The sequence below is a fragment of the Cylindrospermum sp. FACHB-282 genome (assembly GCF_014697195.1).
Classification (GTDB): Bacteria; Cyanobacteriota; Cyanobacteriia; order Cyanobacteriales; family Nostocaceae; genus Cylindrospermum.
In genome coordinates this window covers 1-25,681 of record NZ_JACJRJ010000070.1, presented here as the reverse complement: position 1 = coordinate 25,681, position 25,681 = coordinate 1, and the positions used below count along the sequence as shown (strand labels likewise).

Annotated in this window: 18 protein-coding genes and 1 tRNA gene; 6 read left to right on the top strand and 13 right to left on the bottom strand. The window is 40.6% G+C overall.

Annotated elements, in window-relative coordinates; all coding sequences use genetic code 11:
- The coding region (locus H6G32_RS27500; protein WP_190462299.1) for a transposase at positions 1–79 on the top strand (79 nt) is incomplete at its 5' end.
- Positions 80–257: 178 nt separating this feature from the next.
- Positions 258–1,574: a hypothetical protein gene (locus H6G32_RS24535; protein WP_190463090.1), complete on the top strand. Its 1,317-nt coding sequence runs from the start codon at positions 258–260 to the stop codon at positions 1,572–1,574.
- Between the two features lie 135 nt (positions 1,575–1,709).
- Here H6G32_RS24535 and H6G32_RS24530 read toward each other — a convergent pair.
- The 7 genes from H6G32_RS24530 to H6G32_RS24500 all read right to left on the bottom strand — a co-directional run bounded on the left by H6G32_RS24530 (position 1,710) and on the right by H6G32_RS24500 (position 14,382).
- Positions 1,710–1,783 (bottom strand) — tRNA-Met (locus tag H6G32_RS24530).
- Positions 1,784–1,930: 147 nt separating this feature from the next.
- On the bottom strand, positions 1,931–4,291 hold the full coding sequence (locus H6G32_RS24525) for a peptidoglycan DD-metalloendopeptidase family protein (protein WP_190463087.1): 2,361 nt from the start codon (positions 4,289–4,291) through the stop codon (positions 1,931–1,933).
- A gap of 799 nt (positions 4,292–5,090) precedes the next feature.
- Positions 5,091–5,555, bottom strand: coding sequence for a tRNA (cytidine(34)-2'-O)-methyltransferase (locus H6G32_RS24520; RefSeq protein ID WP_190463086.1), 465 nt, complete (start codon positions 5,553–5,555; stop codon positions 5,091–5,093).
- Between the two features lie 226 nt (positions 5,556–5,781).
- The gene (gene gshA, locus H6G32_RS24515) at positions 5,782–6,921 is read right to left on the bottom strand and encodes a glutamate--cysteine ligase (RefSeq protein WP_190463083.1); all 1,140 of its coding nucleotides are present in this window, start codon (positions 6,919–6,921) and stop codon (positions 5,782–5,784) included.
- A 185-nt stretch (positions 6,922–7,106) separates the two neighbouring features.
- Positions 7,107–8,984 carry a hypothetical protein gene (locus H6G32_RS24510; protein ID WP_190463081.1) on the bottom strand — a complete coding sequence of 626 codons (1,878 nt, stop codon included), beginning with the start codon at positions 8,982–8,984 and terminating at the stop codon, positions 7,107–7,109.
- Positions 8,962–13,440 carry a translation initiation factor IF-2 N-terminal domain-containing protein gene (locus tag H6G32_RS24505; RefSeq protein ID WP_190463079.1) on the bottom strand — a complete coding sequence of 1,493 codons (4,479 nt, stop codon included), beginning with the start codon at positions 13,438–13,440 and terminating at the stop codon, positions 8,962–8,964. Before H6G32_RS24505 ends, H6G32_RS24510 begins: the two co-directional genes overlap by 23 nt.
- A gap of 24 nt (positions 13,441–13,464) precedes the next feature.
- Entirely contained in the window at positions 13,465–14,382 is a 918-nt protein-coding gene (locus H6G32_RS24500) for a histone deacetylase family protein (RefSeq protein WP_190463077.1), read from the bottom strand.
- A gap of 486 nt (positions 14,383–14,868) precedes the next feature.
- On the opposite strand from H6G32_RS24500, the gene H6G32_RS24495 reads away from it, so the two are divergent.
- Entirely contained in the window at positions 14,869–15,906 is a 1,038-nt protein-coding gene (locus H6G32_RS24495) for a mechanosensitive ion channel family protein (protein WP_190463075.1), read from the top strand.
- Positions 15,907–15,954: 48 nt separating this feature from the next.
- On the opposite strand, the gene H6G32_RS24490 is transcribed toward H6G32_RS24495, so the two are convergent.
- From H6G32_RS24490 to crtA, 5 genes are all read right to left on the bottom strand, one after another.
- Positions 15,955–17,631 carry an S-layer homology domain-containing protein gene (locus tag H6G32_RS24490; RefSeq protein ID WP_190463072.1) on the bottom strand — a complete coding sequence of 559 codons (1,677 nt, stop codon included), beginning with the start codon at positions 17,629–17,631 and terminating at the stop codon, positions 15,955–15,957.
- A 651-nt stretch (positions 17,632–18,282) separates the two neighbouring features.
- Entirely contained in the window at positions 18,283–19,020 is a 738-nt protein-coding gene (locus H6G32_RS24485) for a choice-of-anchor E domain-containing protein (RefSeq protein WP_190463092.1), read from the bottom strand.
- Between the two features lie 104 nt (positions 19,021–19,124).
- Positions 19,125–19,850: an HpsJ-like protein, cyanoexosortase A-associated gene (hpsJ-A, locus tag H6G32_RS24480; protein WP_190463070.1), complete on the bottom strand. Its 726-nt coding sequence runs from the start codon at positions 19,848–19,850 to the stop codon at positions 19,125–19,127.
- A gap of 29 nt (positions 19,851–19,879) precedes the next feature.
- Positions 19,880–20,542: a cyanoexosortase A system-associated protein gene (locus tag H6G32_RS24475; protein ID WP_190463069.1), complete on the bottom strand. Its 663-nt coding sequence runs from the start codon at positions 20,540–20,542 to the stop codon at positions 19,880–19,882.
- 2 nt (positions 20,543–20,544) lie between these two features.
- Positions 20,545–21,381 carry a cyanoexosortase A gene (gene crtA / locus H6G32_RS24470; RefSeq protein ID WP_190463067.1) on the bottom strand — a complete coding sequence of 279 codons (837 nt, stop codon included), beginning with the start codon at positions 21,379–21,381 and terminating at the stop codon, positions 20,545–20,547.
- 256 nt (positions 21,382–21,637) lie between these two features.
- Between crtA and H6G32_RS24465 the strand changes: the two genes are divergently transcribed.
- The 3 genes from H6G32_RS24465 to H6G32_RS24455 all read left to right on the top strand — a co-directional run bounded on the left by H6G32_RS24465 (position 21,638) and on the right by H6G32_RS24455 (position 24,713).
- On the top strand, positions 21,638–22,528 hold the full coding sequence (locus H6G32_RS24465; RefSeq protein ID WP_190463065.1) for an alpha/beta fold hydrolase: 891 nt from the start codon (positions 21,638–21,640) through the stop codon (positions 22,526–22,528).
- Between the two features lie 235 nt (positions 22,529–22,763).
- Positions 22,764–23,813, top strand: coding sequence for a serine/threonine protein kinase (locus tag H6G32_RS24460; protein ID WP_190463063.1), 1,050 nt, complete (start codon positions 22,764–22,766; stop codon positions 23,811–23,813).
- Between the two features lie 96 nt (positions 23,814–23,909).
- Complete coding sequence (locus H6G32_RS24455; RefSeq protein WP_190463061.1) at positions 23,910–24,713, top strand: prohibitin family protein; 804 nt, start codon at positions 23,910–23,912, stop codon at positions 24,711–24,713.
- 112 nt (positions 24,714–24,825) lie between these two features.
- Here H6G32_RS24455 and H6G32_RS24450 read toward each other — a convergent pair whose 3' ends face one another.
- Positions 24,826–25,227 (bottom strand): hypothetical protein, encoded by a 402-nt coding sequence (locus H6G32_RS24450; protein ID WP_190463059.1) that lies wholly within the window; start codon positions 25,225–25,227, stop codon positions 24,826–24,828.
- Positions 25,228–25,681: the final 454 nt, after the last annotated feature.

The following is a 25,681-nucleotide window of genomic DNA, read 5'->3' as shown; positions in this document are numbered from 1 at the left end:
TAAGCTGATTAAACGTTCTGGTTATGGATTTAGAAATTTTGAAAACTTTAGAGTTAGATGTTTATTAAATTGGGTTTAGCTTATTATTTTGGCATAACAAGTACTGAAGAGCCGAAATTATAGATTCACCAGGATTAAACGAACAAATAGACCGAACTATAATTACTCAAAAAATTCTTCAAGATACTGATGCAGCTATTTTCTTAACTAACGCTTCTCGTTCTTTAACTCAGGGAGAACGTGAACTACTTCAAGACTTGAAAACCAAACTAAATTATGGCAAACAAAATGAACCTGCTCATAATCTTTTTGTAGTAGGTAATTTTATGGATTTAGTGCGAACAGAAAAAGGCATTGAGCAAGTAAAACAGAGAATTGAAAGGTTTGTGAGTGGTCAAAATCCTATAGTTTCAGGTGAGAACCGTGTTCATTTTATTTCTGCTCAAGCTGCGTTAGATGCAATGTTAAAGGGAGTTGAAGATGAGTATTTAAAATCTTTCCAACTTTTTACTCAATCCCTTGAAATATTTCTAACTCTTGAAAGTGGAAAGGTAAAAATTCAGCAATCTGTTGAGCAAATAAATAGAGTAATTCAAAAAGCTTTAAATGGTCTATCTCAATCTGAGCAAACTTTAGAAGGTAAAATTCAAATTTCCGAAGCTCAAAAGCTAGAAATATTGGAAAAAATAGGTGATGCTAGTGGCTGTGATATCAGAATTTTTAATTTAGTAGAAGAAAAGAGAAAACCTGTTATTGAACAGGCTAAGAAATCTTGGGATGAATGGAATCAAGGATTAGAAAGACGCATACTTGAAAAAAGCAAGCAATGGTCTTCTACACATAGTCCAGTATTTAGTCAAGACAAACTTATTAAAGATTATACCAATCAATTTACAAACGAATTAATGAGAGATATAGATGTATGGGGAAATCAAATATTAAAAGAACAAATTTTGCAAAAATCTCTTGAATCGTTAAGTGCCTATATAACCTATGAATTAGATAAAATTGAAGGGGAATTTCACAAGCTAGATCAACAAATAAAAACTAATTTTAGCAAGCAAATTAATATCTCTATCACAGGTTTAAATGCTGACTTTATGGGTTTTGGAGGAATAGGTGGAGGTTTAGGAATAGGTGGTGCTTTAGCTGCTGCATTAATATTTTTTACAGGGATTGGATTTATTGTAATTACTGTTGCTGCTGTTGCTGCTGCAATTGCTAGTTCACTTGGCTTAGGTATGCTAGATATAGATGGGATACATACCAAAATCAAGACAACAATTTGTCAAACAGGACTGAAAAAATTTCGTGAACAATCGCAGAATAAAGTTTATCAAACAACCCAAGAAATTATTAACACAGTTTTCGATAATCGCTTTGAAGCAGCTAGTAAAGTGATTAAAGAAGCAATTTCATTGTATGAAATCTTGATAGAAAAACAAGAAAAAGTCCACCAAGAAACTTTAGAACAACGCGAGACTGAAAAGGTATTTATTTATCAAAAACGCCAAGAACTTGAGCGCGTGCAGAATGAGTTGGAAGTTATCGTCAATAAATCTACTAATTTATAAAGACCATTCCAACCTGTAGAGACGTTGCATACAACATCTCTACCTGTAGGATTAAGGTATTTACAACAAAAAGCCATATAGTCTATAAAACTTTGACTATCGGCTTGAATCTTTGCTAAGACTGAATTTTTTAAATGGCTCAGGTCAGATTTGAACTGACGACCCCAGGCTTATGAGTCCCGTACTCTAACCAACTGAGCTACTGAGCCATGTTGTTTTATCAACTTCTATTAAGATAGCATACAAATTTGGCGGTGGCAATTCCCAAGTCCAAAATTTTTGTCTAAATAAAATAAAAGAGGGAGATAAACTCCCTCAAAGAACAAGACAATTATTAAGTTGTCAACAGATAGAAATTACAGGCGAGCAGGCAGGAAGGCGATGGGGTTAACCGCCTTCTTGCCTGCTGGATGGACTTCAAAGTGGGTGTGGGGCCCAGTGCTGAAGCCAGTGCTACCCATGGCAGCAATTGTTTGTCCTTGCTGCACCTGTTGACCTACTTGCACCAAAATTCGGCTGTTGTGGCCGTAGCGAGTCAAGCTGCCGTCAGGATGGCGGATATCAACGAGGTTGCCGTAGCCACCGTTGTTCCAGCCGGCTTTTTCTACTACACCCTCAGAGGCTGCATAAATAGGTGTACCAGTGGAGTTAGCAATATCAATACCCTTGTGCATTCTGCCCCAGCGCCAGCCATAGCCAGAGGTGAGAACACCTTTTGCTGGCCAAATGTAAGCGGTGGAGAAGCTAGAGGGGTTGGGTGTAGCCGCTGGGTCAATCGCTCTGGGGAGGTATTGATCAACTGCTGCCAAAGGTGGTAACTGTGGAGAAACAGTTGTTCCCCGCATTTTTCCTAGGGAATCAGCAGCGTTTACACCCCTAGGAGGTGTTGCTAACCTGGGGCGAGAGGGGTTGCGGTAGGGAGTCCACCCAGAAGCTGCTTGATTTGGCAGAAACTCTGGGTTGATTGGCTCGTTGGTGGGTTGAGTAGCACGGAATAGCGGCTTCATTGGTTGAGCGCTATAGGTGGGCAGAATCGGTTGCGGAACGGGAATCTGCACCGCATTCCGTTGGGTGAATGGTCGGGATTCCGTGAAATTACTGGTTCTCACAACAGGAATCTGGATTGCTACACTATCACTATCGTTTGCAGCAGTACCGATTTCCGTTACTTCTGGTGTGGCTATACCAGACTGTTGAGCGCGGTATTTCTGCCGCAATCTCTCAATTTCTGCTTGTAAGCTGCGGAGCCGCTCATTACTTTTTCCCTGGGCTACCTTTTGAGTTGGTTTCTGAGCCAGCTGATATTCGGTAAACGCCTTTGGTACTGGGGTATCACCGCCGACACCATAGGAGTTATCAGGGGTGGGGGCTGTTTCTGGTGCGATCGCCCGAATCGCAGTAGCAGTATTTACCTGAATCTGATTATTTGCAGCTACTTGTGTAGGGACGGTAACATTGCTGTTGTTGGCAATAACTGGTAACTGTGAAGCAACAGGTTGATTAGCGCTGACACTAGCCGCATTTGCATTGATAGAGGGAGTGGCTACAGTCCAAGTACCGTTAGACTGGACAACGGTGGGCTTAATCGCTACTGTTGGCTCTTTGACAGTGCTACGTTCTAACCCAGCAACAGGAATAATCAGTTTTTGGTTGATTTGCAGTTGATTGGGGTTGTCCAGATTATTGGACTTAATTAGTTCTGAGACTGAAGTACCGTAATTTTTAGCGATCGCTGCTAAGGTATCTCCAGGCTTAACTTCGTAGGCTGTGGGAGCCGATGATGGGGCAACTTTTGGTGTAGCTGGTGCTAGCGTTGGTAATTGCTGCATCGCCGCACTCGTTTCTTGGTTCTGTTTTAACCTGGATATCAGGCTGGATTTGCTGCCATCAGTAATAGATTCTGGCTGTGCTATTACAGCGTTTTTGACTACAGTCTTCGGCTGTGCCAATCCAATACCAGGTTGTGATAAGTTTTTAGTCTCCCCAGACTGCAACTGAGCCAAGCTATTTCTTAAACGGTTCGATTTTTCCTGTAAGCGATTCAGGGCGAACTCTTGCTGTGCCTTCAGTTGTGCATTAACTTCACTACTGGCTGTGTTCGCTGCTTCCACAGTCAGGGATGTAGTTTTATCACCAGCAACAACCTTGGGGCTAGAAAATTGTTGTAATTTCTCAGACAGATTGTTGGTTGTTGGTATTGTGCCCTGAACTATAGTATTGTTCAGTCCTTGTGGCACTTGGGGCTGTAAGTAGACAGCATTCTTGTCAGCTACTTTTAATCGGGAAATTGCTTCTGATGCAGGAACTTGCACAGCCATACCATTGGCGGCAATTTGCCATTTAGCTTCAAGCCCAGGCACTTGTGAAACTGCCGTTGGTTCCACTATGACAGGATTTTCAGGCACGCTCGCTGATGAAACGGCGCTTGATTCCAGCTTGGTGGTGGCAAATTTCACCTCAGGCTCAGTTGCGGCAGGAATTGTTGAGGCTGCCTTTTGACTGCCTACGGGGTCTGCTGCTTGGGCTTGATCGCTTTGTCGAGTCACCAAAAGGCTGGTTGCTCCCATTGAGATTGCCAAGCCAATCATCGCGGCTTGGGTTCGCGCCCGGCGGTTTACTTTGGGATTAATCACATTTAAATGCTCTACCGGGGCCTCATCATTGCTGGGGTTATTTTTCAACACAGCCTTCACTCTCTTTTTCAATGCTCGTTTCAAAGACGACCTCCTATGATCACTAGCGCTTAACTGATCTCGATTTATCAGTTTGATTCTAGTCAATTATTTAGATCACATCGAACTATAGATCAAGATCACACTCACCAGAGATGCTTACGCAAGATTAACCTGCTTCTCTGATTTAAACAAGTTTACACCCGTTAGTAAATCTTAAATTTTCTGTGCATACCTGTCTCAATCACTCCTCACAACCTAGGGATTTTTACTCTTAACAGTTAGTTGTCTACGCCTGTTTTGCTTTCAGAGTGGGGAGTTGGACAAATTTGATGTATAGCTTTGCCAAGTCTACTCTCACTGCTAGCAATTAAGTCGCTCAAACTTCTGGAAAAGTAATGATCCCTGCTGTAGATATCTTCAAGATATTTTTACGCAATCAGTCTTACTAACACGAGACTTTACGTTGATTATTCCCTAAAAAACAACCGTATCAATTTCCAGCTACTTTTGCACTCTTTTTTAGTGCTAATTGACTAAAGATAGCCTTAATGCTTTACCAAAAAGGCTTTTAGCAATTTTCTTTTTTGCTAGAAACAATTTAAATTCATCAAAATCTATCATTTAAATTTGAAAAGGTCTCGTACTTTATATACAAATTTCTTATATTAGCCTGGACAGGCTAGTAAGTATTTTTTACCTAAAAATTGTGAATTATCGAAACTCATAGTATATTAAGTAACATTTTTGTCTGTGAATTTCTGGGAAAAATTATGGGAAATTTTCCCTGTTAAATTGATATTATCAGGGCTTTTTTCCAGGCTTTATACCTAAATTACTTAGGCTATCCTTGTAAATAACCTAACTGACGACGGGCTTCAAACAAGCCTACAGCCACACTTACTGACAGATTCAAGCTGCGAACCCCTGGTTCAGCCATAGGAATATAGAGGGTACTGTCGCAAGCTGCCAGCAAGGTTGTTGGTAAACCTGTGGTTTCGCTGCCAAACAGTAGCCAATCATCAGCTTGAAACTGAAAGCTAGCATAATTACGACTGCCGCCGACGGTGAAGCCTAACCATCTACCGCCGCGCTGGTGATGGATGTTTTTAAAGGCTTCTAGGGATTCGTGATAGTGCAGCTTGACATAAGGCCAGTAATCTAAACCCGCTCTTTTGAGGTAGCGATCGCTAATTTCAAACCCCAAAGGGCCCACCAAATGTAACTCTGTACCTGTAGCCGCGCAGGTACGAGCGATATTGCCAGTATTAGGAGGAATTTGTGGGTTGACTAAAACTACCTGAGCCATGGTAAGTAGAAATTATGTATGTGATAAAACAATCTAAATCGTAGTGGCAAAATCTACCCACGGATAGAGGCTATTCATAGGTTTTATTAATAACTGTCAAGCAAATGCTATACATTAGATTTTTTAAACTAAGCAAAAATACCCTCACCACAATATTTGAGAGTATTTTTGCTTAATTACGTCTCTAGAAAAATTTAACATTTAAAGAAAGACGGCGGTTATGGTCTTATGCCAATAAAGACGAACACAACTTGTCTTCTAGTTCTATTTCCCGTTCTTGTGCGGCAATAATAGCTTGGGTGATGACGCGCTGGGTGTCAAAACCGATGGTGTGCAACTGTAACCACTGTTGAGCTTGATTGCCTTCCCGGAGAATTTTCTGTAAAGGAGAAAGAAAACAGCTAAAGCCTTGTTGTTTGGCGATCGCCCAAACATCTTGATAAAGTTCCCCAATCCAATCTCTGGCGATCACACTTCTACCATCTTGCCAATGCTGTAACTGAGCATCGAGACTAGCAGTAGCCGCTGCTGCTTCGTTGCTAGCCGTCAAAGTAATCAGTTCTTCTGGGGAGAAGCTGCTTTGGGTTAAGGGATCGATGTTGGGGTTGTCAATGATCTGTAACAATCGGGCTTCTAGCAAGGCGGTAATCGCTAACAAAGCAATAGGATCTGTGACTAAATCACAAATTCTTAGTTCCAGACGATTCAAATCATCAGGACGGCGATCGCCATTTGGTCGCACCGATGACCACAAATGCCGCACATTTTGCATTGTACCCGCAGCCAGTTGTGCTTCCACCCATTGAATATGATCGGCATGACTGGCAAATAATGGCACACGGGAGGGTGTTTGGGGGAAAAGACCCCAACGGGTAGAGTGATAGCCGGTAGCTTTGCCATCTAGGAAGGGCGATGAGGCGCTGAGGGCGAGGAATAAAGGTGCTTCCAAACGAATTACCCGACAAGCCCGCATTAATACTTCTGGGTCGCTGATGCCAATATTAATATGGACGCTGGCGGTGACTACCTTTGTTCCGTAGCTTTGCTCAATGTAGTCGTGATAGATATTAGTCGGATCGGAACGGAAAAAGCGATCGCTCCCACCCAAAGACAGAGTACTCCCCGGTATCAAAGTATAATCGCCCAAGCGTTGGAGATAGTTTCGCAAAGTCCGCCGGGGACGCAGCAAGCCACACAATTGATTTTCATAACTACTGGATGGACTGGTTATGTATTCTACGTTACGGCTATCTGGCTCCCGCATAAATCCATCCAACGCCGCGATAATTTTATCGGAGAGACCGACGATTTCTCCTTGAGGCGTGCCAGTATACATCTCGATCTCAAAGCCTTTTGTTAAGACCACGTTCTTCTCCTCGGCGCTCTTGGGCTAATAAATTGTATCGAATGTGACGGATTTTTGCATCTATATTTAAGTGGATAACAAGTTAAGAATCTAGGACTTAGACAAAATCATTAACGAACCGCAAAGGGCGCAAAGGACGCAAAGGAAGAAGTTTTGAGAGAGTTATTGTGTAAGTACTAGAATTATTAGTCACCGCCCCGTTTTTTTGTCCCGGTTCCCTTCTTCTCTGGCTTTTGAGGTGCAGGAGGCGATGATATAAATTTATCGGGTGAATCACTCTCTTGGGCAATATTGAGACGGAGAAATTGCACCCATACTTCATTGCTGAGTAAATTTAGAGCAGTTTCACGATTGTTAATGGCGATCATCGCCATCGTACTCATAACTTGACGCCACCCCCGCCGCAATGGCTCAATAAAAGCCGCTTCATCTCCAACCTGACTCAGCAACGAAAGCGCTGTTTTTAAACTTGCGGAATCAGCAGGTATATTATTCGACCTTAACCCCTGAAGCACCACATTGAGCCACACAGGCAAAAGTTCTAGCCAGTTATGCTGCTGTATCGCTGTAAGTGCGACATCTTCCATACCCAGAGCACCCCAAATGCAAAGAGTCTCCACAGCCAGTTGAAAATCGCCGCTTTCTACAGCATTTGACCATAATTTCTGGGCGTGATTTTGGCAGCGTTCAGCGAGAAATTGATATGCTTCCTGGACTTGATCAGCAATTGTAACTTGATAAACTGACTCACCTCGCGGTAAATAGTCACCGCGATAGGAAAGCCAGTTATGAGAACCGCAGAGGTGGATTCTTTGATCAACTATGACTTCTTTAACATGGGAATCTCCCAACCAGAAAACCTGTACACCAGGTAAACCCTCAGGTGTTTTTACTGCTTTCAATTTTGCCTCTATTTCTGGTGGAATTGGTCTTGCTTCATCTTCTTGTCGTCGTGCAATTCCATGTCCAATCAAAATCCCCACCCCACGATTAACCAATTGCTGTAGCAAAGCTAAAAATTTGTCATCTACAACAGCTTGACTCACCCAAGGAGAATAAATCAGAATCTGATGTTTAGCCGAATTTAAAACTTCTAAAAAAGCTTCAGCAATTTGTCCATCACGTAACTGCACCGCCGTACCTGTTACTGGTAAATTATCCTGTGTAGTTTCTACCGCTATTTGGCGAACCTTTTCGAGTCTTGATTCTATTTCAGCATTTTTTTGATTAAGAATCGCCTCACGCTCAAAGTTGATGGTTTCATTTGACAATTCACACAATGCTTGCAAAGAAATTTTACCTTCATTTTGCAGCCCTTCTAGCCAGTTTGATGCCTCCTCTAAAATTCGCTTACCTTGTCTTAGTTGAATGCTCAACTTATCTTCAAGGGCATCAAAAATAACAAAAAGCGAGATGGTTTTCCAAATAGTTTGAGTCGGAGCTAATACCCGAAAAGAAGTAACAACTTTCCCCTCTTCTGGCAGATGTAATCCTAAATCTGATTCCAGAAGTTTTTGCTGTAATACCTCAAGCGATAAAGAAGAGATATCAGAAATTTTATGATTAATAGTTACATATTTTGCCAAATCAGGCAAATTTACTGTGGCATCATTTAAAGATTCAGACTGAAAACTGATATTTCCGCCTAAGGGGTCAGTAATAGCATAAACTTGTACAGAGTATGGTGGCTGAGGTACAGTACCTTTTTCATAAAATGATCGCCCTTCAGAAGTGACTGTAATTGGAGATGCTACTGCTAAAGTTTGTAAAGTCTGGAGAGTGGCGATCGTACTTTTGACAAATACCGAATCCAGCCCAAGTACAGACGCTAATTCATCCGCTGTAGGTGGCGGTTCAAATTCAATACCAGCCCGGATAATAAATTCTTCCAGGACATTAAATTGACGCGGTTCTTTAATATTTAACTCAACAGCATTTTGACGCAAATTATAGCGAAATTGACGCGCTGCTAAAACCGACAAACTAGAACTTTGCGCTTCAATTTTCTCCACCGCATTTTTGAGAACATCATCAATAGGTTTAGTTGCAGACGCGAGAAACATCAATGAACCCTCCATGACGACTAACAATGTTTGCAACTTCAGAGTACATACTGCCGGCTATGCCTGGTTTACAGGTAAATAAATCGTGACAACCGACAATTATTAGTAATTCTTGAGCGCGAGAAAAGGCAACGTTAACCCGTTCCGGCTTTTTAGCAAATCCCACATCTCCCTGACTATTATTGCGAACCATACTCACAATTACAACAGGTCTTTCCATACCTTGAAATTGGTCAACTGTGCCAGTACGAATTTGCAATGAAGGGAACATTTCCGATTGCAGACGTTCATCAATTTTTCTCAATTGAGAACCATAAAATGTAATCACGGCGATTTCTTTTAGTGATTCACCATTAGCAACTCTAGAACTCCAAGTATTCTCAAATTGCTGACAGAGACGTTCAATAACATCAATTTCTTGAATATTAAAGAACGAAGTTCCCTCTCTTTGCTCTTGAAATTCTTTTCCTCCAGGCATTTTCACCCAATTAATATGGTGATGTTCTTGGATAATTTTCCCGGCTAGATGATGAGCGCGTTTGCTGTCAGGCTCCAAAATGCCACATTTTAGTTTACCATTATAAAATTGATTGATTGCACCCATAATAAACGGGTGCATTCGATATTGTGTAGTTAGCATTTGCTTGATGCTTTCATCAGCAGTTTCAAACTGGATTTTAAATAGAGATTCTTCTAAAAATTTCAGTTCTTCTCTGCCGCTACCAATTTCTTGAGCAAGTTCTTCTAAAGTTCTCGTATCAACCATAGGTGGTAACTGTCGATGATCTCCTACCATAACTAACTTTTTGCCTTTTAAGGCAGGGATTAATAACTCTGGTGGAGTACATTTACTGACTTCATCAATGATGACGACATCAAAATATTTGAATTCTTCAGAGAAATTATAATTTGCAGCTTGAACGCAAGTGATACCTACGACATTAGCATTATCTAGATAAATTCGCCTTAAATCTTGCTGATCTCGTTCTGAAGGATTACGGAGTTTAGCAATCCAATCTTGGACAAAGTGCTGATATCTATTGAGATAAGTTTCTTCTTCTTCCATTTGCTTTTGGCAAGAATCGAACTGATTTTTAATGCTGCGTAAAAGTTTCAGATTAAATAAGTCATCATCAGAAATATCTGGTTTAAATTTATCAGGTATCCTTTGCCATTCTGTCAGCCACCAGTTTCTTTCTTCTATTAATTTTTCTGATGGCTGGAGTTTTAATTTTTGTGCTAATTCACTTATTTTAATTTGGATTATTTCAAGTTGCTGTAGAGAACTTGTAGTTTCTTGTTTTAGCTTTGATAGATGCTCATTTAAACAATTTTTAATCGTCTCTAGCACAGCAAAAGAATCTAATGATGAAATCAAGGTTTCAAGCTGACTGATGCCAATTTCCCAAGAATGGATTTGCTTTGAAAATTCTTCAGGTTGTTCCCAAATTTTTGATTGAGTTGCGAGATATTCTTCGGTGAGAATGCGTAATTGAGCGGGTATGTTTTGCTCTTGGCTAAGTTTTTGCAAGATATTAATAACTTGTTCCAGTTTCACACTAGCATCTTGCTGGACTTTTTCTATTTGATGTTGAATACTAAATATTTGCTGTTGGATGATTTCATTTTTCTGAAATTCATCTAATTGTCGTTGCAGATTTTGAAGCTGTTGTTCTGTTTCAGTTTTGATTTTTAAAACGCATTGACGCGCATTTGCCAGGATGGTTTCTACTAATTCTTGTGTAATTCGTGTGAGGGTAGAGTCGATGTTATTCCATTCATAAGCTGCACTGTAAGTTTTCTGTATTCTCACTAAAAAAAGCTGGGTATTCTCAACTAGTAATTTTCGCTGTTTTGGGGTGAGTAGTTGATAATTGCTAAACTGTTGAGCAATTTCTTTCCATTGAGTGCGATCGCTTTTTCCTAGCACCATTGGAATCTGACTAAAATTTTGTTGTAAAAAATAACTAAAATTATGCTGCTTACCCCGTCTGTCAGTAAAACCTCCCTCCATTTCATAAGAGATTGCCTTTGTCAATAGCTCCCATTCTGGCAGATTTATGGTGTAACCTTTGGGCAAAATTGGCAATTTTAATGTATTGGCAAACATTAATAGCCCCACTGGTAAATCCACCAGGTTTTCTGTTAATGGTAAATTAGATTGTTGACAATCTTTTAAAACTTGATACAGATGAGAAGATGCTGTAGACTTCCATTCTAAAACTGCTGAGATAATATAATCAATTTCTCGTTTGCGGTTTTCCCAAATCTGGATTGTTTGCTGTAGGTTTTGCTGTTTATTCAGAATTGGCTGATAATTTGCTTGTAGCTGATTTAAAGAGGTAGAATGCTGTTTAAAAACTTGTACCAATGCGGCAACTTCAGACATGGCTTCAGTCGCATTTTGAGCAGAAGTAAGAGCGGTTATAAATTGAGAAATTTCTGTTGCTACAGTCTCACTCAACCAAACTGCTAACCCAAATACACCACAGGCAGGACGAACAAAGCCAAGTTCATCAGTATACTTAATGGCTTGATGAACATTTTCCCAAAATTTTTCTACTTGATTATTGCCTTCTGTATATGGTTGAAGACGGGGTAAAAAGTTTTTAACTTCTGGAGATTCCCAGTTTACATTTGGTGCAGTTTTTAGCAAATTTTGCAAATTTGTAATTAGGGATTCAACCTCGTTCTGTTGGGCTGCTAATTCGCTGTAAGCTTTTTCTTCAATTTTACAGTTTGTCTCTAGCTTTAACTTATTTTTCTTTAATTTATTTTGTTGTTGAGTGAATTCTTCCTCTGCTTGAAAGTAATCTGTGAATCTTGGTGTCGATGCCAGTAATTGACTGAAAATCTGGATATTTTCGCGGCGTTGGCTGAGACTATCTTCGCAGTCAGTCGCGGTATTTTCTAGCCATCTGCCTATTACTTGATCTTCTAAAAATGGCTGTCCTTCTTCCCCAACTTTTTCGGCTCTTCCCTTGCGTACAGCCCGAATCACTGGGTTATGAACTAATCGACTCAGGGCGTTATCGACTGCTAAATTGGCTTGTGAGGCGATTAAGGTGCGTCCACCCTGACGGGCTATTTGATAACAAATCTCGGCTATTACGGTAGTTTTACCTGTACCTGGTGGCCCTTGAATAAGAACTAAATCTTCTGCTGCTAGTACTTTCTCAACTGCTGCTTTTTGACCGGGGTTAGCGGAGGATAATAATAAATCTTCTGGTTGAAGTTCAACAATTTTTTTGATTCGTCTGGCTTGGGAAGCATCAAATAAGAAGTTACCTAAATAAGGGTTTTGAGTGCGACCATTATTTAAGTCGTCTAAGGCTTTTTTCTTACGCTGAATTTGTTTAATTTCACCAACAGCCTCGAAAAATAAAAATCCGGTGGTTGGTAGCTGATAACGTTCTGTTGCTATGTAGTCAGCTAATTCCCGTTCTAGCCTGACGCGGATGATGGAACGCTTGGGGTCTACTTCTTCAATAGTGCCTATTTGGCGGGCGTTCTGCCAGTCTTTGCCTTTGGGAGCAGTCTCGAATAGCTTTATGTCTTCGTTTCTTGTGCGTTTTGCTCGTTCCCAGAAGTTCGCTACTTCTAATAAATTTTCATCGTTACCGTCAAGGGTGGCGGAGGTGACATTAATTTCAAAACTAATCTGCCTTTTAAAGTCGTGTTTATAGCTGATGTAAGATACACAAAATTGGCGGGCTTTAGCAATTTTTTCTTCAATTTGCAAAAAGCCTTTCCAAGCTTGTAACTGATCTTCTGTTGGTACATGATTACCGCAGACTGGCATGGTGGCTATGCGTGCTAATGCTTTTGCTGGAATGCCGATTTGATGATGATGATTAGGTAAAAGGCGCATCCGATAAGCTAGGGCATAGGCATCAGCATTACCACGTGAGGTTTGGAGTAAATGAGCCGAGAGGAGTTTTAAACCGGGTTGTCCATTTTTGTTTACAGCTACTGTGAATCCTAAGGTTTTTCTTAATTCCTTCAGTCTTGGGGGTAGTTGAAAATCATCTCTGTCTGTGGCTATTGTTAAATTCCAAATTTCTTCCCCTGGTTCTTTTCCAGAACCCTGGCGACGCACATAGAAAATGCCAGGTTTTTGACCGACACATTCAAACATTAACTCGTGGGCACGCTCTCGCCGTTCTCGAAATTCGGGATATGATTTCAGGGCTGTTTCGCCTTCTAAATTCTGGATTAATCGGTCAATTGTCGCCCCTACGAACATATAGCCCCAATCTTCAGAATCTATTTTCATGTTTTTAGTATTTGCTGGTTGCTTGGTTGCTATACGAATATTTTCTGCTTCAGATTCTGAGATGGTGCTGCGTTGAGTTTTGACTGCTATGTTTAGTTGATCGCAAATTGCTAATAGTTCTTTGGTGTCTAAGTTTAGTTCTTTTGATAGTTCGGAGATTCTGACTTTGGTGTTGTTCATCCACTGCTGTCCACAACGTTTTCTCTAAAGTCTATATTGCTGATAAACCTGACTGGCGGCGCGATGTAGTAGGGAGTGACGCCAGACGAGGGATTTCATCTCTTCAGCATAACCGCCACCGATGACGCAAGCTACGGCATATCCGGCACTCACACAGGTAGTGAGAACCTGCATTTCCCGGCGGAAAATGCCTGTGTCGGTGAGGGCTAATTTGCCGAGGCGATCGCCTATGTGTGGATCAACCCCTGCATCATAAATTACTAAATCTGGCTTGACATCAGACAATAAATCTGGTAAGTATTTCGCTAAAGTTTGCAAATAGGCGTCGTCTTCCATGCCTTCTGTGAGGGGAACATCGAGATCGCTGTTTTGCTTGGTGCCGGGAAAATTTACTTCGCAGTGCATTGAGAAGGTGAAAACACTTTTGTCATCTTGGAAAATAAAAGCTGTACCGTCCCCTTGATGAACATCTAAGTCTACAATCAAGATTTTCTGGACTATTCCCAGTTGTTGCAAAACGCGGGAGGCGATCGCTAAATCGTTGAAAATACAAAAACCAGATCCATAACTGGGAAAGGCATGATGAGTCCCACCAGCAGTATTGCAAGCTAAACCCTGACTTAGAGCTAGCTTGGCAGTCAGTATTGTACCACCAACCGCTACACAGGTACGATTTACCAGGGCTGGACTCCAAGGTAACCCAATCCGCCGCTGTGCTTTAGGTTCTAGGGTTCCCTCACAATAAGCTTGAACATAGTTTGGCGTGTGAACTAACTCAATCAAATCTTGGGTTGGGCGTTCAGGGGCATAAAATTGTTCTTGATGGGCCACTCCATCAGCTAACAGCAATTCATAGAGTTGTCGAAACTTGGACATCGGGAAGCGATGCCCTTCTGGTAGTGGGGCAATATAATCTGGATGGTAAATAATTGGCAAATCCATTTCTAACGCTAAAAGATTTACAAGTCATTAATAACTAAGGTTGAGTTGACAAATCAGACTCACCCAGGATTTGTTTAAACTGGAAACTAATTTATATATTTTTATTCAGTCGCCAAAGCAACTAATTATCCAGGTAGATTTACTGCCCCTACCCTGGCAAATAATTTTCTTGATAAATCCCTAGTATGCATACAATTTTTTGGTAAAAACTATATTCTCACTTTACCGGATATGACGCTATGGCTAGAAGTAAAATTTACCTTGATTCTGAGTAATTCTCAAAGATACCTTGACTGCTATAGAAATCCTATTTTATTTGTAATCAGTTTTATTTAAACAAACCGCAGAGACGCAGAGGTCGCAGAGTTAGAGAAAGAAGAGATGTTTATAACTCATTTAGGATTCCTATAACGAGGTAAAATTTAGCCAGCATGATTCACTGCTGTTGAGTACCATAACTTAATAATCCCCTATCAAAAATTTACTATGATTCAATGGATTTTACCTGCTGGATTTATCCTGGCTGGCTTACTGGCTGGGGTAATTGGCGAAAAGCTAATCTTCAAAAAGCTGAAATTATTTGTTGCTAAACAACAAATTCCTGGTAGTGAAATTATATTTCATTCCCTGCACCGCATGACTTTTATTTGGTTTGTGGTTGCTGGTTTTTTCTGGGCAATTCTCAGTTCTCCCCTCAAGCCAGATATTGCCCAAGTTCTGCAAAAGGTTCTGACTATTATTTTGCTGTATTCAGTGACGTTAGTCTTGGCTAGGCTGACGGCTGGTTTTGTGAATTTATTTATTCACCGCGCGGAAGGGATTTCAGCATCACTAATTTCTAACCTGGCTAAAACTGGGGTTTTAATTTTGGGTACTTTAATCCTACTGCAAACCCTAGGTATTCAAATTACACCGATAATCACAACTTTAGGAATTGGTGGTTTAGCGGTAGGTTTAGCACTACAAGACACATTAGCAAATTTGTTTTCTGGCTTTTACCTAATTGTTTCTCAGCAAGTAAGAACTGGGGATTATGTAAAGTTGGATGGAGGTCATGAGGGTTATGTTCTGGATATTAGCTGGCGGAATACTAGCATCAAAGAAATTTCTAATAATGTGATAATTGTCCCCAATTCTAAGCTAGGTTCGTCAATTTTCACCAATTATCATCTACCTGCAAAGGAAATAACTTTAACAATAAATGTAGGTGTCAGTTACGATAGTGACTTGGAGTTAGTGGAAAGGGTAACTGTAGAAGTTGCCAAAGAAGTAATGCAAGAAATTGCCTCGGAATTAATAGCAAATGAGCCGTATATGAGATTTCACACCTTTAGCGATTTTAGTATAGATTTTACGCTTTATATGCGCGTTAATGAATACTTTGACCAGCGGATGGGGAAACATCTATTAATTAAAAAATTGCACAAACGCTATCAGCAAGAAGAAATTCAAATTCCCTACCCTGTGAGTGAAGTTTTTGTCCAAAAAAATAACCAAAAAAATTCAGCTATGAAGCTGAATTAATTGTTGATATTTTGTTGTCTACTCTACAACTCAAAACAAATTGGGAGATTATTTTTTGCCACCAGGAGTCCGGCCGCCTTCGTCGTTGCTACCACCGTGGGGGCGGGAATTGCCAGGATCACATCCTTCTGCACCATTACCAATTCCTTGGTTACAATTGCGACGCTGAGGTTTGACGCGTTCCCGTTCCCCTCCCGTTTCCATCCGTTCAGTTCCAGTCCGCTGCTCAACTTCTGCTTGTGGCTGTGTTTCTGCCACTGCGTATTGCGAGGATATATCCGTTGCATCCCCTGTGCTGACTAATGATTTGTATAGTAAAGCGCAGACTTCTGCTCTAGTTGCTACCCGTTCAGCATTCAGCAACTTCACATCGGGATAGTTGACAATTACACCACGTTCAGTCATGGCAGCTATCAGACTGCGGTATTCGCTACTAATGGAAGTAGCATCGCTGTAAACAGACAAAATATTTGTAGTTGAACTACTGGATTGAAAATTCAGTCCCCGTGCTAATGCTACCAAAACTTCTAAGCGAGTCAGGCTTTGGCTGGGGTTAAATTCCCGACTGGCAACGGTGTTTAAAAAGCCCATTTCATAAGTTTCGCGGATGGCATTGTAAGCCCAATTTTGGCTAGAGACATCCCGAAAGGCGATCGCTTGACGAACCTTATTTTTGCTATATGCTTTCCGCAGCAGTGCAGAGAATTGAGCGCGAGTCACCGGCGCATCAGGACGGAAAGTGCCATCGGGGAAGCCTTCAATCACTTCCATCGCTGCCAATTCACCAATAAAATCTTTAGCCCAGTAGTCTTGAGAGACATCAGAAAATGCCACCTGGACGCCTTTAGATACACCCACCTGGCGATAAGAGCTTAACAACTGGCTAAGTTCATAGCTGGAGTTATCGCTAACTTCAGTCAGCTGCACCAAACTACCAGGAGTAGCTCTTAAAGCCTCAGCCAAGTTAGAACTAAAGGCGTTAATTGACTGACGCACTAAAGTGTACTCACCCTTGGTGTAAGAGACGGGATAAACGCTGGTTTTCGCAACTGTTGAATAACCTTCAGCTTGGAACTGACTAACCTTGACAGTTTGGGAACTGCTAAGGAAACTAACGCTTTGGTTGCTAACTTGGCTGAAGTAGTCGTAGGTGGTTGTCCCAGTATCAACCATGCCGTCTTCGTCAGCATCAACACCATAAACAGTGCGAACAACTCGATATTCTGTGGGATTGGCAGACAAAATCAGGTTAACTGTAGAGTTGGCCGCCAAACATTCAAATTCGCTATAGCCAATAAAGCGGTTTTGAGTATCGTACAGTCGGACAACAACGCGATCGCCTGCTTTAAATCCCTTAACAAATTTGATTTTTTGCTTAATTTTGTACTTGTAATCACCCAAAAACCGTTCTTTGTGATATTTCTTGCCATGTTTACCCTTGAGAGAAACACGGGCAATCACATCTGTAAAAGTTCCGGCAGGTTGCCAAATACCTAAGCTAAAGCCTGTACTTTTCCCCTTGTAACCTCGGCTGCGGCCTTTCTTATCATCGTCGTCGTCCTTCTTATCAGCTAAAAGTTGTTGCCCAGTTGAATTACTAAGGGTGAATTCACTTTTAGTAGATACACCTGTTGCTGCAAAGGTAGAAGCGATCGGCGAAAACATGACGACAGAAGCAGCTGCAACAACGATTTTGCTCACATGAGCTAGATAACTTGGATTCATTATTTCATCTCACACCGTACCAACAGACTTGATGGTTAAATGGGCGACAATGTTCCCCAACTTAAATTAATCTCTTGGTCTACGTGAAAACTACATCCCGATAATTCTGCTAATGCCTAAATAACCCAACATCTCTGGCATATTGCATAAACTTTAAAATCATCTCTATGAACCGCCACACCAGGAAATTTTGTACTTTTATGCTACTCTACAGCCTCGGAAACAGTAAATTTTTCCCGACGATGGGAAAGCTAAAGGACGTAACTAATTTTGTAAAATTTCGTTTACATTATAAAGTATTATCTTCATCGCAGGCTGTAACAAATATTTCCATATATACCTGAGTCGCAGCAAACTCAGTAGCGGTTAGCTACTTTTGCCATAGAGACCTGCTCTGTTTCCAAAAGCAAAAACTGCTCACAGATGCACAGAGCATTCCATTAGCAGTGGTGCTGAGATATTGTTATCGTTGAACACGAAGTATTGCGGGCAAAGTAAGAACAGAACATTTGCTGATTAGCTTGCAGAGAATTATTTGCGATTTGTGCAGCTAGCCACTAGTTTAATTCTCTATCTTAAGGTCTTGAGATTTTTCTGATAGGCTGTTACTAACTAGCTTCTGTACCTATTAACCAAAATGAGTTAAGTTGTTCAATTTAGTTTTACGAGACTCTTAAACTTTCTCATCATCGCGGCGCCAGAGCCTGTCAGTGCTAGGATACCGAGAATACTAGAGGGTTCTGGAACCTCTGTTCCAGCTGCGGTGCCATTATATTCGACTGAGAGAGTTGCGTCTGCAAAGGTGGAAATGTTGGCAGCAATGTTACCACCACCACCATCAACCAAAGTACCAATTGCGCTGCTGGGATTATAACTAAAAGTACCTGATCCTAAAAATTGGCTGATTTCTGTAAGATCAGTAATCGTAAGTGAGTATGTGTTACTAGCCGTTTGGGTAGGGAAGGTCACTTGAGCGCCAGGAGCAATATTCGTATAACTCTGTGCTGTCCCGATTGACGTACCTGAGGCGATAACATTTGTGGCAACTAGCGCCGAAGGAGAACCAGTCGCTGGAGTAAATCTTAATCGGCCAGTGAGAGAAACATCAAAGTCCTGAGGGTCAACGGCATTGTTCGTTAGATTTCCAGAGCTAGTGAACTGACCGAATAATGTAATAATTATTTGATCTACTGTTCCTGTCCCATTATACTTATCCACTGTTAATGGGGCTGTTCCATTAAGTTCGGTTTTTCTGTTACTGAAGGAATCAGAATCACTGTAAAGTAAGACTGCGTTGGCTTTTGGGGATATAACTAGCGATGCCAGAGAAATAGTCGCTACCAGTCCACCTATTTTCAAGGCTGGAAAAACGCATTTTGTTGTTACCATGATATTTACTAATACTGGGACTTCACAACAATACTCTACTTGTCTAGGCGTTGCAACCCTACTGATAAAACTTTAAACATTTACCCCAATTCTTATCCTAAGTATCAACTACGTGTTCTTGCCCAGCGAGTTCTTTTCCAGATAGTAATAAACAAAGCCGCAGAAACTAAAGCTCCTAAATTCCATTTCACCGAACTCTTAAGCAACCTGAGATTCCCAGAAGATTTCCTTGCTTCTCCTTGGGTCTTTATTTGTTGTTTGGCTTGACCAAGTTGTGCGAGAAGTTGTGTTTTTAATTCTTGAGGATCTCTACCATCTAATGAGCGACCTTGACGCTTGAGAAGATTCTCTAATTGTGTGGGTGTAGTTTCGTTTAGCTGCTTTTCAACTTGGTTAGCTTGAGACACCTGTTGGCTATATTCCCGCTTGAATTGCTCAAGATTGGTATTATATAGCCGTACGGTATTAGTAACTCCCAAAGGAATAAGTAATATATACAATAATCCAACCAACAAAGTTAACCAGGAGAAAAACGCCAAGAGAGGACGTTCCCATTTAGCTCTTTTTTCCAGCTTTCCAGAAAAGATTAGCAATAGCGATAATAACGGTACGGCAACTCGTTCTACTAGAGACCCCATTGTTTGAAATTCCCAAACCGGGTTCATAAAGTTTGGTGGAACGAAAATCTCAACTATGTCAAAAAAGACTAATAGCAACAGACCGTAGCCAACCAAACGCCAAATATCAATCAACCCTGTAAGAGACTCTAGTGATTTACCCAATTTCAAGAGTTCTACTTCAACCAATCTATAGATGTCTAATTCAGGCATAAGTTTAAGGATTTGTTTTGACTTAAAAATTAGGGTTTAGGAAATCGGGGTTGCCACCAGTTATACCAAGGAATCCAAATTTTCTCCAGTATTTGGTAGGCAGCTTCAGGTGAAGAATCTCGTAAAGGAATTGACATAAACACCCAGAGACAACGCTTGTCTATAAGTGCCTCTTGACCTTGCAATACAGGCAGTATCCGTCCAAAGCGGACATCTTTTAAGTACCGATTGTTTCTAAATTGACTATGAGTAAAGGTGCTGCCACCCCGTGGGTTGATACAGGCACTGAGATAGGCTTGCTGCTGGTTTACCCCCAAACCGTAGTAGCCTATTCCCTCTTGTTGACGCATAATAGCAGAAGATTTGATGGAAGTGTATCGCTGGATGAGTAAACTAATATCTGCATTCGATAAATTATGCAAATAGCGCATTTCGATATCTAAAGATAGGTTGTTGTCAATGTATCGATAATGCTTTTGGGACAATAGTTCTGGAGGATCAAGAGTTGGTGTTTTCAGGGGGTCAGTTAAGCTGGGTTGCCATTGCGCTAAAGGTACTTCTTCTGGAAAAACAAAGGCTTTAATTTTCGGGTTCTCTAGGTTGGGTTGTAGGGTTACTTTTCCCACAAATAAAAGTCCCGTGACAAACGTTAAAGCTAAAAGTGGAATGCGGACTTGTTTCCAGGCGGTCACCTTTATAACTCCGTAGCATTTTGATTCTTTTCTTGATTTATCGTGAGTAAAAACCAGCAGAAACTGCCGAAAAATAGAGATGCAATCAGAGAAAATATTAGGGAACCATCTCCAAAATGCCAGTAGTTAAATGCTTGCTTATCACCTTGTGCTACTAGGATAGCCATGAGGGCAACCCTTACACCGTTGATTATGAATCCTAAAATCGCAGCTACCATTGGTACAAGGGTTTTTTGTAGCCTATTTAGGTTAAAAATTAAGATAAAAAGTACTGCTAATCCCAGCAAATTGAGGATCATCGCCATTCCAGCACAGTCAGAAATCACACTGATACTCCCTGTTGGGAGTGTAATATTGATACCCGAACGAGTCACTTTAAAGCCTGTGTACCAAAGAATTGCAGTAGAAAATTTAGCGGTGAGCAGCGATATATCTTTAAAAACTATGGATACTAATCTGTGTGCGCTGAGAAAAAGTAATGCCAAAAATTCTATTTTGTATTGATTTAATCCCTTAAAGCCAGAAGCCAGAAAAGCAAGTCCCAAGCCAGAAATCGAAGGGAAGATGAACAATAAGCCAGCAAAACTTGGCGGCGGCAATGTACTAGTCAGAAATATTACGGCAATCAGTAACCAACCTAAGATACTAGGAAAAACTCCACTTTCTAAATTTAAGATATCGCGTTTTTCTTGGACTGTAAAACAGACAAATGCCAAAAATAGAAGATTGAGAAAAAACACCTCGGTAGTGCTATTTCTCCAGGTTATAGTTAGGTAAAGAGATATTAAGCTAGCTCCTATTCCTAATAGCCAAAATTGGGCATTCTTTAGTAGTATCACTGTCCTTGTATTGAGTAGCTGTTATGGTCAAGTTATTGAAAATAATAAGTAAAACTAGCACACTAAAAGAAGTTTTTTTCTTCAGCTAATAATCCTATCAGATTTTGATGTCATTTTCAATACCCTGGCTTGGCATCGCCATCAGAGTCGGGTTTCATCAAAGTTATCCACAATTGGCGGTTGCTGATCCAAAATCTACTCCTTTTCGCTCAGATGAAGATTACTATATGAAAATAATACTTTAGGAATCTTAATAATGAATATAACTACCCAGCAGCCACCTTCAGTCACCTTGGAAAAATTCCTTTGGACTTGGCAAGGGCATAAAATTCAGTACACTGTCATGGGTACAGGACGTCCCCTAGTGCTGGTTCACGGCTTTGGTGCTTCCATTGGACATTGGCGGAAAAATATCCCGGTATTAGCAGATGCTGGGTATCAAGTTTTTGCCTTGGATCTTTTGGGTTTTGGTGGTTCTGATAAAGCGCCCATTAATTACAGCGTGGAAGTGTGGGTGGAATTGCTGAAAGATTTCTCGACAGCACACATACTCGAACCAGCTATATTTATCGGCAACTCCATCGGCGCACTATTAAGTTTGATGGTATTGGCAAATCATCCGGAAATTGCTGCTGGTGGTGTGTTAATTAATTCTGCGGGTGGATTGAGTCATCGTCCTGATGAATTAAACCCGCCGCTAAGGATTGTGATGGCAGCTTTTAACAAGTTGGTAGGTCATCCAATTACAGGCAAATTTGTCTACAACCGCATCCGCCAAAAATCTCAAATTCGCCGCACCCTTTACCAAGTTTACTGCGATCGCCAAGCGGTCACCGATGAATTAGTTGATTTACTTCATACACCCTCTTGCGATCCTGGAGCACAACAAGTATTCGCCTCTATTCTCACAGCACCTCCCGGCCCAAGTCCAAAGGAACTATTGCCCAAAGTAGAACGTCCTCTACTAGTAATTTGGGGTGCTGATGATCCTTGGACGCCGATTACTGGGGCTAAGATTTACCAGGAGGCCCAATATCAGGGCAAAGACATCAAAATTGTCCCTATTCCTAACGCCGGACATTGTCCCCATGATGAAGTTCCAGAGGTTGTCAATGCTCAGATTATCGATTGGCTAGCACAGAGGTGAGAATTTCGCGTCAAGTCGCAATAGATATAAGAAATAATTCTGTGCCTACGTAAATTGGGGTGGTTAGGTTATAAATGCGGCTAACAATCTGGGTGAGGATATCTGACATTTTCTCTAAATTGCACCTTGCATAGAATTGGTATAAGAGACCGTTGGCTATTTCCTAAAAAATACAACAAGCGATGTATTACCCAGATGTTTTTTCCAGCTTTTGAGTGAGAAATTTTAGCTAGAAATGAGTAAGTTTTTGTTTACTGATTCAGGCGCTTTTAGTCACCATCCAGATTTTTCCAAGCTAGGCTATCAAGTTATTCACGAACTAGGACGTAACCGAGAAGGGGGACGTATTACTTACTTAGCTCATGCCCTCAACTCGAATCAAAAAGTGGTGATTAAGGAGTTTGGTTTTGCTACTATGGCTGCTGATTGGTCAGGTGTGAAACCTTATGAACATGAAATTGAAATACTGCAACAACTGAATCATTGCCGTATTCCCCGTTATGTAGATTCTTTTGAACTACCTGGGGGTTTTTATATGGTGCAGGAATATAAGAATGCCCCATCATTAGGGTTGAGGCGCAGCTTTCATCCTGAAGAAGTTAAGCAGATTGCGCTGTCAATTTTAGAAATTTTAGTTTATCTGCAAAAGCAAGTTCCCTCAATCATTCATCGGGATATCAAACCAGAGAATATTTTGGTGGATGAGCGACTGAATGCTTACCTAGTTGATTTTGGTTTGGCGCGACTCAGGGGTGCAAAAATGGCTCTCAGCAGTTTTGTAGTAGGCACTCCTGGTTTCATGCCACCGGAGGAACAATTTGGTCATGTTCTCACTGATGCGTCAGATTTATATAGTTTAGGGGCAACACTGATTTGCTTACTCACTAATACCCGTTCTGTAGATATCGGTAAGTTAATTGATGATAACTATCGCTTTAGTTTCCAGAAATTAGTTCCCCAACTTAGTCCCCGTTTTGCATCATGGTTGAAGAAAATGGTGGAATGCAACCGGAAACGTCGTTATAGGAATGCATATGTCGCTTTGTCAGCGCTGAAGAAAATTCAGGTGATTGATGCTATCACTGGGATAGATAATTCTGTTGCTGCTAGCAAACGCAGAAAACACTTAACTTTGTTGGGGATAGCTATTTTTGTTACACTAGCTATGGTGGGGGTAGGTTTATTTATTTCCCAACCTGGAGATGCTGGTAGACAGATGCTGAAAAATCAGGAATGTCAAAGTTCTGAATTAAGAGTTAATTGCACGGATAAAACCAGATATTAATTAATAAACCAAGCAGGGCATTGCCTTGCTGCTACAATTCACAAAAACAATGTAGGATCAAGAAACATTTATTAATGAATTTGCCAGTTGATAAATATGAAACAAATTAAACTTACAAGTAGTGCTGGCAAATTAACTGCACTTTTATTTTTAATTACAATTCTGTTGACACCTTTTGTGGTAGTAGATGCTGGAGAAAAAGGTGTATTAATGCAGTTTGGCAGAGTAGAACAAACTATTTTGCAAGAGGGGATACATATCATAATTCCCGTTGTCAATACAGTCAAAAAAATCAGTGTGAGAATTCAAAAACAAGAAATATCTGCTGGAGCTTCTTCTAAAGATTTACAAGATGTGTTTGCAGATGTAGCATTAAATTGGCATATTATACCCGAAGAAACTAATGTAATTTTTCAAGAGATTGGTGATGAAAAAGACGTAGTTGAAAAAATTATTAATCCGGCAATAGAAGAAGTTTTAAAAGCAGTTATATCAAGATATACAGCAGAAGAAATAGTCACAAAACGAGGAGAAGTAAAATCTGCAATTGATAATACATTGATAACAAGATTGCATGGCTATCATATTGCAGTTGACGATATTTCACTAGTTCATGTCAATTTTTCAGATAAATTTAGTGAAGCAGTAGAGGCAAAACAGATTGCAGAACAAGATGCAAAACGAGCAGATTTTGTCGCACTAAAAGCAGCAAAAGAAGCAGAGGCTGAAGTTAATTTAGCTAAAGGAGAAGCAGAAGTAAACAGATTATTACATGAGAGTTTAACTAATGAGATTTTAGAAAGACAGGCCATAGAAAAATGGGACGGTAAATTACCTTTAATTATGACCAAGGAGGCTCCAAGGCTTTTGAATATGAATGAGCTTTTAAAATTAAAGTAATTTAATTGCACCCGGCTACTTAATGGTGAGGGGATAAAAGCCTCGTGAATTGAGCAACAGGATGTTTCCAGTCGCCATGGCAAGTATGAATTTAGACTTTCTAAACTTCCTCTTAATTCCCCGAAAATAAATTAGGAGTATCAAGAATTTTTAACTGAATTAATGCCACAATTAAAAAGGTATATACAGTTGAAGATACTAAACCTGTCAATAATTCTTTTTTTAGGTTGCGGTCTGGGGATTGTTTTTGGAAAACATCCATTGCACCTGCTTGCATTAAGAGAATACCAATAATATTAGATAGCCAGTAACCGATGATGACACAGGGCATCAGTAATTTAGGGGCAAAAATACTACAAACATAACCAAAAAAATAAGCAATTGGTAAATTGAATACTAAGTCATTCCACCAGCATAATGGTGACAATAGATATCCAATGACTAGGAAAGATCCACCTCTAATCTTCTGCAATAGTGTTTTGGGTAAATTCTCTGTGGTTTTGATGTTTATCATGATAATACATAAGTTCTATCAACTTACCGTACTTTACGATAAAAAATTAAAAAAGTCCAGAGCTAAACAGAAGTTTGGGTCTGGTAAGGCAGAAATTATAAACATTCATAGTATGACTAACCCCTCTTCACTTTAGGTTGCTAAAATAGTACAGATAAACTCCTCTGGCAAGTTAGAGGAGTCCTTTAATGCAAATCTACTAGAAAAAGATGCGATCGCCTAAAAATTAGATTGAGTTAGTGGCGATCGCCTTTTTCAACTCCTTGAACAGCAACCGACAGCCATAGGCAGCAGTTTGGCTAATCACTAAATTTCCGAAACCCTTCTTAACATCCTGAGTTTTAGCTTATCCGACAGAAGCCCCACGCCTCACTCTTAGGAGCGTGGGATGAATGGCGCGTGAGTTGACGACAGTTCCCTGACTAATGTGCGTAGCACCAGAGAAGGGAGCATG

What these genes read in the sequence shown, in the direction of transcription:
- H6G32_RS24510 (WP_190463081.1), bottom strand. Translation starts at nt 8,984, where the DNA reads ATGTTTCTCGCGTCTGCAACTAAACCTATTGATGATGTTCTCAAAAAT.
- H6G32_RS24450 (WP_190463059.1), bottom strand. Translation starts at nt 25,227, where the DNA reads ATGATAAACATCAAAACCACAGAGAATTTACCCAAAACACTATTGCAG.
- H6G32_RS24460 (WP_190463063.1), top strand. Translation starts at nt 22,764, where the DNA reads ATGAGTAAGTTTTTGTTTACTGATTCAGGCGCTTTTAGTCACCATCCA.
- H6G32_RS24495 (WP_190463075.1), top strand. Translation starts at nt 14,869, where the DNA reads ATGATTCAATGGATTTTACCTGCTGGATTTATCCTGGCTGGCTTACTG.
- H6G32_RS24455 (WP_190463061.1), top strand. Translation starts at nt 23,910, where the DNA reads ATGAAACAAATTAAACTTACAAGTAGTGCTGGCAAATTAACTGCACTT.
- hpsJ-A (WP_190463070.1), bottom strand. Translation starts at nt 19,850, where the DNA reads ATGCCTGAATTAGACATCTATAGATTGGTTGAAGTAGAACTCTTGAAA.
- H6G32_RS24465 (WP_190463065.1), top strand. Translation starts at nt 21,638, where the DNA reads ATGAATATAACTACCCAGCAGCCACCTTCAGTCACCTTGGAAAAATTC.
- H6G32_RS24485 (WP_190463092.1), bottom strand. Translation starts at nt 19,020, where the DNA reads ATGGTAACAACAAAATGCGTTTTTCCAGCCTTGAAAATAGGTGGACTG.
- H6G32_RS24505 (WP_190463079.1), bottom strand. Translation starts at nt 13,440, where the DNA reads ATGAACAACACCAAAGTCAGAATCTCCGAACTATCAAAAGAACTAAAC.
- H6G32_RS24520 (WP_190463086.1), bottom strand. Translation starts at nt 5,555, where the DNA reads ATGGCTCAGGTAGTTTTAGTCAACCCACAAATTCCTCCTAATACTGGC.
- H6G32_RS24500 (WP_190463077.1), bottom strand. Translation starts at nt 14,382, where the DNA reads ATGGATTTGCCAATTATTTACCATCCAGATTATATTGCCCCACTACCA.
- H6G32_RS24490 (WP_190463072.1), bottom strand. Translation starts at nt 17,631, where the DNA reads ATGAATCCAAGTTATCTAGCTCATGTGAGCAAAATCGTTGTTGCAGCT.